This window comes from Lewinellaceae bacterium, assembly GCA_020636105.1.
GTDB lineage: Bacteria > Bacteroidota > Bacteroidia > Chitinophagales > Saprospiraceae > BCD1.
Window position 1 is genome coordinate 3,939,284 of the sequence record JACJYL010000001.1, and the last position, 14,094, is coordinate 3,953,377.

Consider the following 14,094-nt stretch of genomic DNA (forward strand, 5'->3'; position numbering starts at 1 on the left):
AAACATGGTCATCCCGAATTTTCAAAAACTGTCTGAACTGGAAATTTTTTGAAAATTCGGGATGAACTCATGTTTGAACCCTCCCTTAATGACTTTTTTTATTCAAATATTTTTCATTTTTCCAGTCCGGTAAGTTGAAAGACTTCCACGAATACCTTGAATGGTAATGCTTAAACCTTTCTTTTTTATTTTCCAGGTCTTGCAGGATACCCGCTCTATCGGCAGCCGACCCGGAGAGCAGTTTTTCCTTCTGCTCCAGTAAAAGATACAGATTGTGGTCGGGCATTAAATGGATGAGGAAGTAAGTGTCAATTCCGTTTTTCGCTCCTTTTGAAAGGTTGTATTTTGTAATAGCCACGTTCCAGTTGACTCCGGAAAAAGCCAGGAGAACAAAATAGAAAAACCAGGCATTTTTTTGAATCAGGTAAAAAAAGGTTTTTGGGCCCTGTACCTTTTCCCTCATAGTCCAAAGGCCGTAAAGGACCAGAACGAGAAAGAAAAACACCCCGATTCTTTTGTATGCAAGTCCGTAGGCATTGATATAGTGGATGTTGCGCATACCGACGGAAAGGGTGAGCAGGGCATTTTGAATGATCCACGCTTGGACCAGCTGGCGGATGAACCTGTTGTGGGGCAGGAAATTGAGATTGCCACGGAAAAACCAAAGGATGACAATCATGGCCATAACAATGCCCAGGATGAGCAAACTCGTTCCCTGGTGGACAAACTGACTCAATTCCTGCGCACCTCTTTTTTCAAAAGAGAACCAAACGTAAACGATATCAAGCAGGTTTGCAACAGCAAGTTGTAGATTCAGTAAAGCCAGGACCAGAACCCCTATTTTGTATTCCTTCTTTAGGCTCAGGGTATTCAAAGCTGAAAAATAATCCTTTACTTTTCTCCTTTTCCGGATCAGATCTTCTATCCGGCTCTCTTCTCTCCGCTTAAAAAAACCGTTTAAATGCGAAGTGAAAAATATCGCTCCGAACAGCATGGTCCCCAATAGAATATGCAAAAGTGTTTCCGGGTCTAAATTCAACATGGGGCCTTCATTGAATGACTTAATGATCCGATCGTAGAGTTGAGCGAATTTTGGATTGGCTGCATAATAAATAGAAAAAAACAGGGCCACCAGGCCCAAAGGAATGAGGAGCAGAGTGGCTATTTTCCAGAACGATTTCAGAATGGAAACTTTTTTTTCTTCGGTTGATCCTGAAAACAGCAGAAACGGAGATTCAAAGAAATTTGAACATCCCAAAATCCCGGCGTTTACAAATGATTTTATGGGTTTGGATTGGTTGAACCCCATCCATAACACCAGGGACAATACCCAGGCCGTTTTTGAATAGTCAGAATCATTCATTACGATCAGCGCCGATGAAAAAAGTGTTCCGAGGGCCACGATAAACACCGGTCCGGAAATGTTTGAAATACCATAATGTTTTCCAAAAAGGATCAGTAGGAAAGTCGAAAAGATAAAGGTATTGAGTCCCCATTTTTCTTCCCGGAACAAGAAGGCTAAAAGCAGACCGGCGACCAGGGCGGAAATTCTAAGCATATTTGTTTTATTCATGGTGTTTGATTAAAGTTTTAAACAATAAATATCCAAGCGACAACAGGCAGAAGAAAATGGCCGTGATGCCCAGGACCCTCAGGTTGTGAACAGGATTTAAAAAGATATCGAAAATGTCACGGATCAGGTTCGCCGGGTCAGTCAGAATGTCCCAGCTGTTCCAACGTTGGAACCTGCCGATATAAATGCCGAAACTGCACAGGAGGAGGGAGCAGAAAACAAATAATCCATCTGTCCTGGGATGGATGTACTTCGCCCAGAATTCCCCGGCGAAGACCAGGGAAAAAAAGCCCAGCAGGAGCCCGGTCCAGGCAAAGGAAAAAAGCAAAATCATATCATACCACAATGGAAGAGGTGGCCGGTATTTTAAATGAACAAGGTCGGTGACCAGGTAGGGCGCATTGGGTAAAAAAAGCAGCCAAACCAAAAGGAAGGCCCATATCACCATTTTCACCTGGAAAGCATTCCTGATGCGTTCCAGATGATAGGCGATGAGAAAAGGGATCCACGCCAGAAATAAATTCCAGGCCAGAAACATAAAAAACCATGGACTGTGGTTCATTTCTGAAGAATGCCAACCGGGCATATTGAAAAGGGCTTCGGTTCTGATCAACCGGAACAGCAGCAATAAACCGTTGAACCCACTGTTCAAAACGAGTAGGGAAAGGATCTGTTGTTTTTTGGAAAGATTTGCGAGGGATGATTTGAAGAATATTTTTATATCCATTTTGTGATTTTATATGAACAAGGGAACATTCTCGGAAGGAAAGCCGGACATGCAATTGCGCAGCAGGAAGACAGGCTCTCGTAGCAGGTATTCAAATTGCCACCGGTGAATGGGGGCCAGTTTTTTTCCTCTTTTGAAAGCATCCGTAAATAAATGCCAGCATTCAGGGAAAGCCAGCCAGCCTATGATGATTACCATGAAAAGGTAAGGCGTTCGCTTGCCGTTGCCCAACAGGCAAAATTGCATGCGCACCTCATCTACAATGTGGGTGCTGTATTCCAGCAAAACGTGCAGGGCGTCATGGGATTCGAATTTAGCCAGCATTTCAAAACCGTTCTTATCCAGAAAATGGAAAATTTCTTTTCCCAGGCTGCCTTGCGCGAAATGCCCCAGCTGCTGTGTCGTCCAGGGCCAGGCTTGCCTTTTTTGTTTGAATAAGCACCCGTAAACGGGATAGGAACAGTAGAAAAATTGCTCCATCAGCCATCCGCGTAATTTGAATGCAGGTAACCTGCGGGGTATTTCTAATACTTGAAGCATTTTTAAAAGTACTTTGTTTTTCAAAGTTTATTATCAAAAAAATAGAAACGAAAAATTCCGTTTCAATTCATCCTCCCACTGTCAGGATCAGGATTTATGGGATGCCAGGATTTACAGGATTGTATAATATTTTTCTAAATTTTCAAAACCAATTAGTACCGGGATCTCATCATCACTTTCTCATATTCAAAATTTGCTCCAGGGCATTCAGATGTTCGTTAAAAGCCTTCTTCCCCAAATCTGTCACGGCATAGGACGTATTCGGTTTTCGGCCGATGAATTGTTTGCTGACCTCGATATATTTTTCCTTTTCCAGGGCCTTTAAATGGCTTGCCAGGTTGCCGTCAGTCACCTCCAGTATTTCCTTCAGGCTGTTGAAATCCATGCGGTCGTTGACCATCAGGATGGACATGATGCCCAGCCTGATGCGATGATCGAAACTCTTTTGTAAACCTTGTATGATTTTCTCCATTAAACCCGCTCGTATTTCAAATACATAACCGTTCCGTAAATGATGTGCAAAATGCCGAAGCCTATAGCCCAGAATTCCAATCCAAAACCTATGTTGAATAAGGCGATGAGGCCCAGCATTATTTCACTGTATCCAAGATACCGAATATCGTTTAAAGTGTATTTACTGGCATTGACCAGTGATAACCCGTAAAAAACCAAAGTGGCCGGAGCGATGAAACCATTCACTCCATTGTACATCATTCCCAGACAAAAAACTCCGCCTGCGACCAAAGGTACTGCCAGGTTTAAAAGTAATCGCTTTGTCACCGAATCCCAAACCTGTTGTCCTTTTTTTCGCGCCTTTCTTATGGTGAAAAACATGCCAAAGGACAATGCTCCTGACAGAACAACAGCCCCGAGCAGTAAAAAAAAGGTGATGTAATCCATTCCCCATTTTGTCGTTTGGGCAGCAGCCTGGTAATAAAGCCTTTTTTGCTCAAACGGAGTCATATCGAGATAAAGATAAACCATGGCGACTCCGGCGAGTGCAAAGATGCCTGCCATCACGCCTGAAAGGCCACTGAGTGATATGAAACGGGAGGAGCGTTCCATCATATTGCGAATCTCCCCCAGGGTTTCCAAATGCTGTTGTTCAGTTGTTTTCATTAATTAAAGTACTTTGAAAAACAAAGTTAAAGAATAAAATCAAAAAAGCAAATTATTTTTTCTGTGAATCTTGCTCTTAATTCAATAAAGCCTATATTCATCCTCAATGTAATACATATGGCCAGGATCAATTTTTCAATGCTTTTATTGTTTTCAACGTTGTACGTTTCCATGTTCGCCCAACCTGCAGGTCCGGACACCATGCAGGTTGAGCTGAATCCGATCATGGTCAGCGCTACTCGATTGGGTTCCAGGTTTGAAAGCTCAGTGCTTCCGGTCACGGTGATCCAACCGCGACTGGTGGACAACACGGGGATCAGCTTACATTCCATGATCTGCGGTATGCCCGGCGTTTTTGTGATGAATGCCAACAATTACGCGCAGGATCTTCGTATTTCCATTCGCGGGTTTGGTGCCCGGAGTGCTTTTGGGATACGGGGCATCAGGATCGTAGTTGACGGCATACCGGAAACCACGCCTGACGGACAGGGGCAACTGGATAATCTCGACCTATATGCCATTGGTAAGGTTGAGATCGTTCGAGGGGCTGCATCCAGTTTATATGGGAATGCTTCAGGAGGGGTGATCTATATCTCTTCTATGCAGGACGTCGATTCAACTTTTGCCGAAGTCAATGCCGGTCTGGGATCTTTTGGCTTGCGGAAACTCGATGCGATTTTCGGGTATGTCGGTAAAAAAAATAAAGCCATTCTGCATGGCAGCCATGCCGGCGCGGAAGGATATCGGGAGCAAAGTGGTTTTGAGAACAATGTGTTCCAGATGAACTGGACCCGGTCTGGCAATAAAAATACCCGGTGGGCGGGCATTATCAACTACACCGATGCCCCCAGGGGAGATGATGCGGGAGGCCTTAACCAGGAGGAAGTAGCGGCAAACAGGCGTCAGGCGCGGGATGTTAATGTCATTTACCAGGCCGGAGAATCCATCCGACAACTGAAGGGCAGTCTTTCATTTGACAAGGATTTGGGAGGGGGGGCAGCCATCCGGTTGTATGGGTTTGGTAACGGCCGCTCTTTTGAGGGAAGGTTACCCCTGAAAGCGGGAGGCTGGGTCGGTCTTCAGCGGGTTTATTACGGACAGGGCGGGTATTATGCTCTCCAAAAGATCAGGGAGAACAGAGTTGAAAACTACCAGTTGGGGTATGATGTGCTTTTTCAGAAAGATGACCGCATACGTTTTGATAATCTGGAAGGAGTCAAAGGCGACCGGAACTTTGACCAGTCGGAACAATTCAACAACCAGGCTGTTTTTGCATTGGCCAAATGGACCTTTCCCCGTTGGTTTGCCGAACAAAGTCTGCGGGCGGACTTCAACCAGATGATCAACACCGATCACTTTTTGGAGGATGGTGATGATTCAGGAATGATCAATCTGTCGAATGTAAGTTTCAGCTCAGGGCTGGGATTTTTTGTCAATTCCCAGGTGACCCTGGTGGCGCGTTACGGCACCGCATTTGAAACACCGGCCCTGAGTGAGTTGTCGGCGAACCCGACAGGCGGTGGAGGGTTCAATGAAAGTTTGTTGCCCCAATCATCGGCAACCCTGGAATTTGGCCTCAAGGGCCATTGGCGGAGGCATTGGTTTGATCTGACCTGGTTTGACGTTCGGGTGAAGGACGAAATATTGTCTTATGAACTGGAGGCCTTTCCGGGCAGGACCTTTTATCGGAACAGTGGGATTACCCGACGTTCCGGAGTGGAACTTGCCCATTCACGTAGCTGGAATAAAAAATGGACAACAAGACTATCCTATACTTTTTCCGACTTAAAATTTGAGCGCTACCTTTTCGACGGAACAGACCTTGCAGGCCTTAAGCTGCCCGGCATTCCCCGGCATATGTTTTCCTGGCAGATTGATTTCATGCCAGCCTTCGTAAAAGTAAACCTTAAAGGCCAGCATTATAGCCAATTTTGGGCCGAAAACCTGAATACCGTCGAGGTAGAGCATTATGCTTTGATTGACCTTTCCCTGTACCGGACATTGAAAACGAATAAATTTGAGATAACGCCTTATTTGCATATTGAAAATGTATGGAATGCCGACTATTTTGACAACATCCGCATCAATGCTTTTGGCGGCCGGTATTATGAGCCGGGGCCAGGAAGGCAGTTTAGGATTGGAGTTAAGTTTAGGATTTGACCTTTAATGTTCATATCATTTTCGATTCCTTGTTTCGATCCAGATCAAGTATTATGGACGTTCCTGTCTTTAGCTGACAGTGCTTTACGGTGTCTTTTTGGGTTACTTTAACACCGGTCATTTTCTTCACATTTAATTAACCATGGTTAATCTTTCATTAAAGCCAGACTTTCTTTGTAGTACATGGTCTGCTTAAAACGTCTTAAGGGTGTATAACGAGGCACATAAAAAATGTCCTTTTTGTAAACCTTTAAAAATTAAGCTATGAAAAAAGTAATTTTCAGTTGGTTGGTATCCATGGTCCTTTTGACTACAGCCAGCGCCCAGTATGGTGGGACAGACAGAACAGGATACGATGGGGACTATTTTAGCCTGGAAGGTGCTATTGAATTGTTTAAACAGTCCCGCTCTCTCAGTGATTTTGAAAGAAAACTGAATACCGAAGATACCTGGGTCAATAACCTGGACCTTGACTGGGACGGAAGGATTGATTACATCCGCGTTGAACACAGAAGACAGGGTAATTTCCATGCCATTGTACTTCAGGTGGCACTAGGCAGGTATGATGTGCAGGATGTGGCTGTCATAGAAATTGAAAAAACAGGTCGCCGGGATGCTGTTCTTCAAATTGTAGGAGATGAAGATCTTTATGGACAAGAGGTTATTGTAGAACCTTATGAAGGATATGCTTACAACGGATCCAACTACAATTCGAATTACAACAGCAGTTACGTCAATGTTTACTATTGGCCGGCTGTACAGGATATTTTCGGATACAACTATCGTGTGTATGTTTCCCCTTACCGGTGGCAATATTACCCAACATGGTGGAGTCCCTGGCACCCATATGCCTGGAATGTGTATCGCCCAAGAATCGTCGTCTACCATCAACACTATCATGTGGCCCGTGTACACCGGGTAATCCATGTGCATAATTTTTACAAACCTCACAGGGTCTATAGCCACAATGTTCTGGATCGTACCAATAATGTTCGGGTAAAACAAGGTAAAGCACCGGTCAAACGTGCAGCTGTAGTGCAAAATAATAATCGTAATGACATTAAAAAGGAAAATAATGTCGTGAAGCAGCCCCGGGTTAATACTCCAAACCGCCAGGCGGATAATGGGAAAAAAGCCGAACCAAGGGTTCCTGAGACCAACCGTAACACGACTCCAAAGGTGACTAAAGAACAGGAAAGAAAAACAACCACCCGCCCGGAAACAAACCGCGCTACTGAACCGGCTAAACCTTCTGTGGATAACAGAAGTGCCACACCTGTCAGGAAAAATGATTCCGGGAAAAGTGCGACGGTAAGAAAGAGTACACCAGCTCCTGCTCCGCAAGCCAGGACACAATCAAAGCCAGCCGCAAGTAGCCCTGGGGTTGATCGTTCCGGTCAGAAAAGAACTCAAAAGCCTGCGGCTTCCGTTAAAAAACAGGCTCCGGCGACAAACAATAAAGCAGTTAAGAATACGCCTGTAAAAAGCAGTAGTGCTAAAAGTACGAGAGGACAATAAAACGTAAAATAGATTCAAGGTTTAGCTAACGAGTCCCTCCGGTCTTAATGATCGGAGGGACTATTTTATTTAAGAGCCATGTTTATTTAAAAATGTTATTTATCCGATTTTTGGATTTTCAGGGCTATCCCCTGAACTTCATCAAGCACCCTTAACAGGTTAGCTCCCCAAAGTTTTTCGATTTCTTTTTCCGTATAGCCGCGCCGGACCAGTTCTACGGTCACATTTAAGGTTTCCGAGGCATCGTTCCATCCTTCAATACCACCTCCACCATCAAAATCAGAACTGATCCCTACATGGTCGATGCCAATTTTCCTAACCAGGTAATCAATATGATCCACAAAATCGAAAACGTTCACCGGTGGGGCGATCTTTTTGACCTCGTCCATTCGGGGTTCAGCCAATTTAACGGTTGCCTTGTATTGTTCGAGATAAGCATCTCTGTCCTTTTCTTCCATTTTGCGCACCTCTTCCAGGGGTAAAGTTTTGAATCCTTTGTTTTTCCCGATCTCATCCAGCAGGGCATTATAGGCATCCTGATATTTTTCTCCTTTTTCGGTATTTAGATAAGTTTTGAATGCCACGGCCTGAACAACCCCACCGTTGGCTTTTATCCATTCCAATTGTTCATCGTCAAGGTTCCGGCTGTGATTGCATAGTGCCCTGGCAGAAGAGTGGGAGGCAATGATGGGTGCCTTTGAATATTTAATCATATCCCGCATGGAGGATTTGGCGGGATGGGAAACATCGACCATGATGCCCCATTTGTTCATCTCGGCGATGACCTGTTTGCCTAGTTCACTCACTCCGTTATGTAACCAGATATTGTCTTTTTCCCCTGTATTGGAATCACAAAGCTGGCTGTGTCCATTGTGAGAAAGCGATATGTAACGGGCGCCAAGATCATAAAATTCCTTGACTCTGCTGACATCCGTTCCGATGGGGTAACCGTTTTCGACGCCAATCATGGCTACTTTTTTTCCGGAATGGTAACTGGCTCTTGCTTCTGCCGAAGTAAGGGCCAGTCCGATTTGATCCGGAGCGATCTCCTCGGTCAGTTTGTGGATGGCTTTAAATTTATCTATAGCATTTTCATAGGCCTTTGCATAACCTTCTTCGTTCAGGTCATCCTGACTGGTAAATACAACAAACCAGGCGCAGTCAAGGCCCCCTTCATGCATTTTGGGAAGAGTGACCTGGTTGTCGAGTTCCTGGGTATAGTTGACCGTATCGGTAAAATTTTTGGTATTGATATCAATGTGGGTGTCCATTACGAGAACCTTTTCATGAATGGCTTTCGCCCTGGCCAGGAGATCAGTTGAAACGGTGTTGGAATCCATAGTATTTTTTGTTGTTTTGCAGCAAGTCATGATAATGAGTAAAATCAAGGGTATTTTACAGGATTCATAATAGTTCGGGTGTATTTTTTACATCAATATACAAAAAAATACTGCAGAAGTCCGAAATTTCAGATTTTCTTCAGAATTATGTACTTAATTTGTAAGTGTAAAACAGAGATTTATTAATGCCTTGGAAACCAAGTTTTATTAATAGTTTTAATTGGCAGGTTTCCGGATTTTTATTTTTATTTTGTTTTTGAGTGAGGTGTTTCGCAACGCTTTTATTTTTTTCGAATTTTTATCCTCACTCCGGTTTTATTTTTTTATATTTTATATTTAAATTTTTAACCTACCTTGCCGGGTGTTGAGCTATGCTCCACCCGGCAATTGTTTTTATAGGATAGTACTTTCCTGATCATGATTAAAGACAGAAAATCTTCTTTGGGGTCCACAATATTTTTCAAGGCTTGATTTGCGTAAATTGTCGATCCCTGATCAATATGCTGTCTCTAAATACAGTAATATTGAACAGGGATCAACGAATGCTGATTTTAGGTTTTTTTTAATTTCAAAATTCCTCGTTATCAATGGACCACCTGTTTTCTTCCTATTTTGCTGCGCCGATCTCCTTTCCCTGTAAATAAGGAATAAGCACATCATTCTTGTATTCATTGGTACCATCATAAGTCAGGGTGACCACCCGGATGCCGGTAATGCGTTTTATCTCATTGGTCATGGCTTCCGTGACAAGGGAAGGACAACAAAATGAAGGATTGGTTTGAACAAAAAGCGCAATATCAGGGTGGTTTTCGAGGATATAGAAAATTTTCAGGATGTTGCCGTAGGATTCTCCTGACAGGAAAGGACTAATATTGAATTTTGATAATTGTTTTTCCAGTTTTTTAGGATGGATAACCGTAGGCCGGCCCAGGTACCTTTCAAAATGCCGGTAATATTTTTCTTCAATCAGTTTCACAAATGCAGAAACCAGCCTGAACTGTGCCGCATTTAAATATTCGCCCCTGCTGATCATAAGGCGCATTACATTTTCTTCAGTTAGCTTGTGATAATCGGAATAGGGAATGGTGACCACTTCTCCCCCGGCTTGTTCAATAGCCCGGTGCAAGTCCTGGTTCATTACGTCATTATCGCAAACATAAACATCCCCAAAAATGGCAACCTTGGGCCTCCGAATCCCCTTTTCGTGGGGGACCTGGTCAAATAAAGTAACGGCATCTTCAACTGCCTTTTCCATATTTTTTTTGCCGAGAAATGCCTGTTCAAGCAGCATTACGCTTTCTTTTAAGGCTAGCTCCGTAGCTCCTTCAATCAATTCGTAGGGCCTTATTTTACAGGCTATCGCTCTCAGTAAACCACCTAACAGGTAAGCGAAGTAGGCATAATAACAAGCGCTGAGGGAAATTTCCAGGTGCGTCAATAATCCACCGTAAACGTTGGCCTTTTCAAAACCATTTCCGTGTTTTTCAAGGATATTTTTAATGTAATGGGGATACAGTCTTATGTTACAGGACGATTTGTTTTCAAACATCCAGAGCAGCGTTTTTTCGGGCGGCAGATCGTGTTCCCGGAGGTATTCTATATATTCCTGGGCGATAATATTGACGGGCAGACATTGCCCGGTATTATGGGCCATACTTTTAGTAATAATCATCGGACTGGAACGCATCAGGCGGGCATCAATGCCTAGCCTTTTTAAATTGGCTACCAACAAGGGCGACACGATGGAATCCCAATCGGGAAATAATAAAATTTTGCCGGCTATTTTATTTTCAATAACGGGCACAATAGGCTGGGCATCAACTTCAGGCTTTCCCTCCGCTCTGGAAGCATGATTGCTGAAAGATCGAATGGCCGCTTCGATTCGAGTTTCATACCCAACATTGGAGTCGTGTTCGTCTATTTGCAGAATGAGATATGGCTTATTGTAACGGGTGAGCATGTTTTTGAAATAGTCGATAATAAAAGCATCAGGGGAGCACTTAAAAGCAGTAATGAATACCGGGTAAAGGTTTGGAGTATTGGCCACCACTTTGGCGGTTTCGAGAATTTTGGAAGCAAAATACCAGGGAATTTTCTTTAGCATCAGATCCATTTCTCCAGGGGTTTGATCATCGGAAGGGATCATATCCTGATAGTAGGTTTTTACCCCTAGTCCGCTGAAAATATCAGGAATTCCTTTGTTTAAGACTTTTGAAAGTACAACGTAGGGCCTTCCCAATAAAACCACCGACAAGTTTTTATCTTTCGAAAAATGCGATTTGAATAAATCCACCATTTTTTCTTTTTGTCCGGCAAAAAAAGACAAGGCCTCATTCCATGCATCACGTACCGTAAAAAAATTGATATCTCCTTTCAATATCGGTTTTAAACAATTTAAAAGCTCATGAGCAACATACAAATTGCCTTTTGAAAAATTCAGAAATGGAGATAAGCATTTATCCTGGATGCCATTTGACTTCATGGTAAAAACAAGGGAAGCGCTAAACTGGGTGTAGTAGCAATACTGTCTTTCGGCATCTTTGGAATTTTGACGGTTTTGCAGGAACACCGGCAAAAAGATATAATCCGCTTTCTTGGCAAGATACATGGCATGCCCGTAATGAGAAGAGATGGGGGCACAGAATTCCGCCCCGGCAACACATTTTCCCGTTTTCAGAGGTTCCATATACGGCTCACTGGTTACCGTCCGGATGGATAAATTATTAAAAAAACGCTTCCAAAGGGACAACTCCTCAAATAAATGAAGAGAAGCGGGCAGCCCGATGGTAATGTCATGCTTAAATGGTTTTACGGGTTTTACAGCAGCTATTTTTTTCCTTTCTTTCAAAAGATCAAAACCCGCCTTGTTTTTAAAAACATGCTTTTTAGTGTCATAATCACGACCACACATAAAACCGTAAGCCACGGTATCATTCCTAATGTTTGCGAGACTTATGCTACAATGATTAGTACATAAATCACAGTGCTCGGTTCTAACGGGGATATGGTCATGATAAATTTCCAGCCCCCTGAAATGGGTGGTTGTATTTTGCTGTTCATGAAGCAACAAAGCCGATCCTAACGCCCCGGTTAAATGACAATATTCGGACACAAAAATGGGTTGCTGAAGCCGTTGTTCAAATGCGGCGATCAAAGATTTGTTTCGGGCTGTAGCGCCCTGGAAACAAACATTTTTCCCAATGGAAGCTTCGCTGGCCACTTTTTTCAAATAGTTTTCAGTCACCGAATGAAGTGCAGTTGCCAGGATTTCATTGGAATCATATCCTTTACTGAGCAATTGATTGATATCCCGCTCCATAAAAACCGTACAACGGTCGCTGGCCATCGGCGCATTGGCGCTGGACGCTTTGGAGGAATAATCTTCCAGGGAACAATCCAGTTTTTTGGCCTGTTCTTCAATAAAACTACCGGTACCTGCCGCGCAAACCGTGTTCATCTGTGAGAAAGTAACCCTTCCGTTTTGCATCAGTGTAAATTTGGCATCCTGTCCACCGATTTCAATAATGGTATCGGTTTCGGGTCTGAGCTCATAGGCTGCCCTGGCATGAGTAGTAATCTCATCCAGGATTAAATCGGCGCCTATTATTTTTCCGACAAAACTCCTTCCAGACCCGGTGGTGCCCACTCCTTTAATGTCGAAACGAATGTCATTTTCATTTTGTACATGCTCAATGGCCTCGAATATGGCCTTCACCGCAAAAAGGGGATTTCCTGCAGTATAAGTATAGAATCCGGCAAGAGGTTTTTTATCATTATCGAGTAAAATAGCTTTGGTACTGGTCGATCCGATGTCTATTCCAGCGGAGCATGAATGATTTTTCAAGGTGTGGAGATCGCGATAAAGATCAATTTCAATCTTCTCCGGATGGCAGGTGTGCAAGGAAGAAAACTTCCAGGATTTAAAGCTCGAAAAATCGGGGTAAGGGCTTAATTTTAAGATCAATGGTTCGTAGAAATATTCTTTAGCCGATTTTTCCTTTCCTAAAATTTCATCCAGCGACTTAATATTCAATGCAGCCCGTTGCGTTTCTTCTTTCAGAAGCATTAAACCCGCTCCTATTGCGCCAAATAGATGAGCATTATCGTGGCGTAAAAACGCGGCGTCCAGCAGTTGTTCAAGATGTTTGATCACCGCCGGGTTTTGGGATACCCCACCACTGATCAATATCGGCAATGCCGGAGGTTGCTTGCTGAAAACTGTATCTACAATGTTTGTGGCCAGTCCTTTGCACAGGCTTTCGCAAATAGCCTCGATGGAAAAACCCCGTTGTTGTGCATGGATGAGGTCTGTTTTCGCAAACACGGCGCAGCGGGATGCGATGTCAGGGATTTCATCCTGGTTGTTCATCGCTTTTTGACAAAGCACCTCAATACCCGGCAGATTCAACCGGCGGGCCTGTTGATCCAGGAAACTCCCCGTTCCTGCAGCACAGGAAGAATTTAACTTGGTAAATTCATAATTTCCCCCGCCATCAAACTGAATGAGCATAAATTTTTCGGCCCCGATATGCAGTACTGATAACGCCTTGTTGCACAAGTGTTTGGTGGCAGCGATAATGGCCACCTGCGTATTGTACTGTCGGACGAAATCCGTATTTAATTCGGTTGACGAAGAAACGAACCCGATCCCGTAAACGGGCCATGGGTTTAATGCTTTTTGAGCATTTAATAAGGCTTGTTGTAAATTTCCTTTGTGGAAGCAATAGAAGTGATCAAGAATCTTACCGCTAAAATCCATTTGTACTATGGATAAGGATACGGAACCCATATCAATTCCAAGGATGGATCCAGGGTTTTTCGGAGCATTTTTCATTATTATAGGTTTTAATTATCCAAATAAATTCCTACTGCTCCGGAAGAAGGAATCAAGCAACTGCAGAAACTTCCTGCGAGAGAGGTTCCCGCAAAACTTTTGTTAGTCAGGGTCAAGGTGGCTTTCAAAGGTTAGTTGATCCACTCCGCCCAAAGTCTGATAAATTTACGATAAAAAAGGGATGGAGTCAAGGGGGGCGAACGAGAATGAAAACGAATAATATCAAAAGTAATACGAATACTCATTTCTTTGCATAATCCTTGTCGTAACGGTAAACTATTCC

General features: G+C 43.5%; 9 protein-coding genes. 2 read left to right on the forward strand and 7 right to left on the reverse strand.

Annotated elements, in window-relative coordinates:
• Positions 1-85: 85 nt before the first annotated feature.
• The 5 genes from H6571_14760 to H6571_14780 all read right to left on the reverse strand — a co-directional run bounded on the left by H6571_14760 (position 86) and on the right by H6571_14780 (position 3,959).
• Complete coding sequence (locus tag H6571_14760; protein MCB9324999.1) at positions 86-1,573, reverse strand: DUF4173 domain-containing protein; 1,488 nt, start codon at positions 1,571-1,573, stop codon at positions 86-88.
• Positions 1,566-2,300, reverse strand: a complete 735-nt coding sequence (locus H6571_14765; protein ID MCB9325000.1) for a DUF1361 domain-containing protein — start codon at positions 2,298-2,300, stop codon at positions 1,566-1,568. Before H6571_14765 ends, H6571_14760 begins: the two co-directional genes overlap by 8 nt.
• A 9-nt stretch (positions 2,301-2,309) precedes the next feature.
• A complete protein-coding gene (locus H6571_14770; GenBank protein ID MCB9325001.1) occupies positions 2,310-2,840 on the reverse strand; it encodes a hypothetical protein in 531 nt (176 codons plus the stop codon).
• Between the two features lie 172 nt (positions 2,841-3,012).
• Positions 3,013-3,312, reverse strand: coding sequence for a transcriptional regulator (locus tag H6571_14775; protein ID MCB9325002.1), 300 nt, complete (start codon positions 3,310-3,312; stop codon positions 3,013-3,015).
• The gene (locus tag H6571_14780; GenBank protein ID MCB9325003.1) at positions 3,312-3,959 is read right to left on the reverse strand and encodes a hypothetical protein; all 648 of its coding nucleotides are present in this window, start codon (positions 3,957-3,959) and stop codon (positions 3,312-3,314) included. The genes H6571_14775 and H6571_14780 overlap by 1 nt, the downstream gene beginning before the upstream one ends.
• A gap of 63 nt (positions 3,960-4,022) precedes the next feature.
• On the opposite strand from H6571_14780, the gene H6571_14785 reads away from it, so the two are divergent.
• Together H6571_14785 and H6571_14790 are read left to right on the forward strand one after the other, a co-directional pair.
• Positions 4,023-6,119 carry a TonB-dependent receptor gene (locus H6571_14785; protein MCB9325004.1) on the forward strand — a complete coding sequence of 699 codons (2,097 nt, stop codon included), beginning with the start codon at positions 4,023-4,025 and terminating at the stop codon, positions 6,117-6,119.
• Positions 6,120-6,383: 264 nt separating this feature from the next.
• Complete coding sequence (locus tag H6571_14790; GenBank protein ID MCB9325005.1) at positions 6,384-7,637, forward strand: hypothetical protein; 1,254 nt, start codon at positions 6,384-6,386, stop codon at positions 7,635-7,637.
• Positions 7,638-7,732: 95 nt separating this feature from the next.
• Here H6571_14790 and H6571_14795 read toward each other — a convergent pair whose 3' ends face one another.
• Both H6571_14795 and H6571_14800 read right to left on the reverse strand, forming a co-directional pair.
• The gene (locus H6571_14795; protein MCB9325006.1) at positions 7,733-9,007 is read right to left on the reverse strand and encodes a membrane dipeptidase; all 1,275 of its coding nucleotides are present in this window, start codon (positions 9,005-9,007) and stop codon (positions 7,733-7,735) included.
• A 577-nt stretch (positions 9,008-9,584) separates the two neighbouring features.
• Positions 9,585-13,811: a CoA activase gene (locus H6571_14800; GenBank protein ID MCB9325007.1), complete on the reverse strand. Its 4,227-nt coding sequence runs from the start codon at positions 13,809-13,811 to the stop codon at positions 9,585-9,587.
• Between the last annotated feature and the right edge of the window lie 283 nt (positions 13,812-14,094).

Coding starts and splice junctions, on each gene's coding strand:
- H6571_14760 (MCB9324999.1), bottom strand. CDS start 1,573: ATGAATAAAACAAATATGCTTAGAATTTCCGCCCTGGTCGCCGGTCTG.
- H6571_14765 (MCB9325000.1), bottom strand. CDS start 2,300: ATGGATATAAAAATATTCTTCAAATCATCCCTCGCAAATCTTTCCAAA.
- H6571_14770 (MCB9325001.1), bottom strand. CDS start 2,840: ATGCTTCAAGTATTAGAAATACCCCGCAGGTTACCTGCATTCAAATTA.
- H6571_14775 (MCB9325002.1), bottom strand. CDS start 3,312: ATGGAGAAAATCATACAAGGTTTACAAAAGAGTTTCGATCATCGCATC.
- H6571_14780 (MCB9325003.1), bottom strand. CDS start 3,959: ATGAAAACAACTGAACAACAGCATTTGGAAACCCTGGGGGAGATTCGC.
- H6571_14790 (MCB9325005.1), top strand. CDS start 6,384: ATGAAAAAAGTAATTTTCAGTTGGTTGGTATCCATGGTCCTTTTGACT.
- H6571_14795 (MCB9325006.1), bottom strand. CDS start 9,007: ATGACTTGCTGCAAAACAACAAAAAATACTATGGATTCCAACACCGTT.
- H6571_14800 (MCB9325007.1), bottom strand. CDS start 13,811: ATGAAAAATGCTCCGAAAAACCCTGGATCCATCCTTGGAATTGATATG.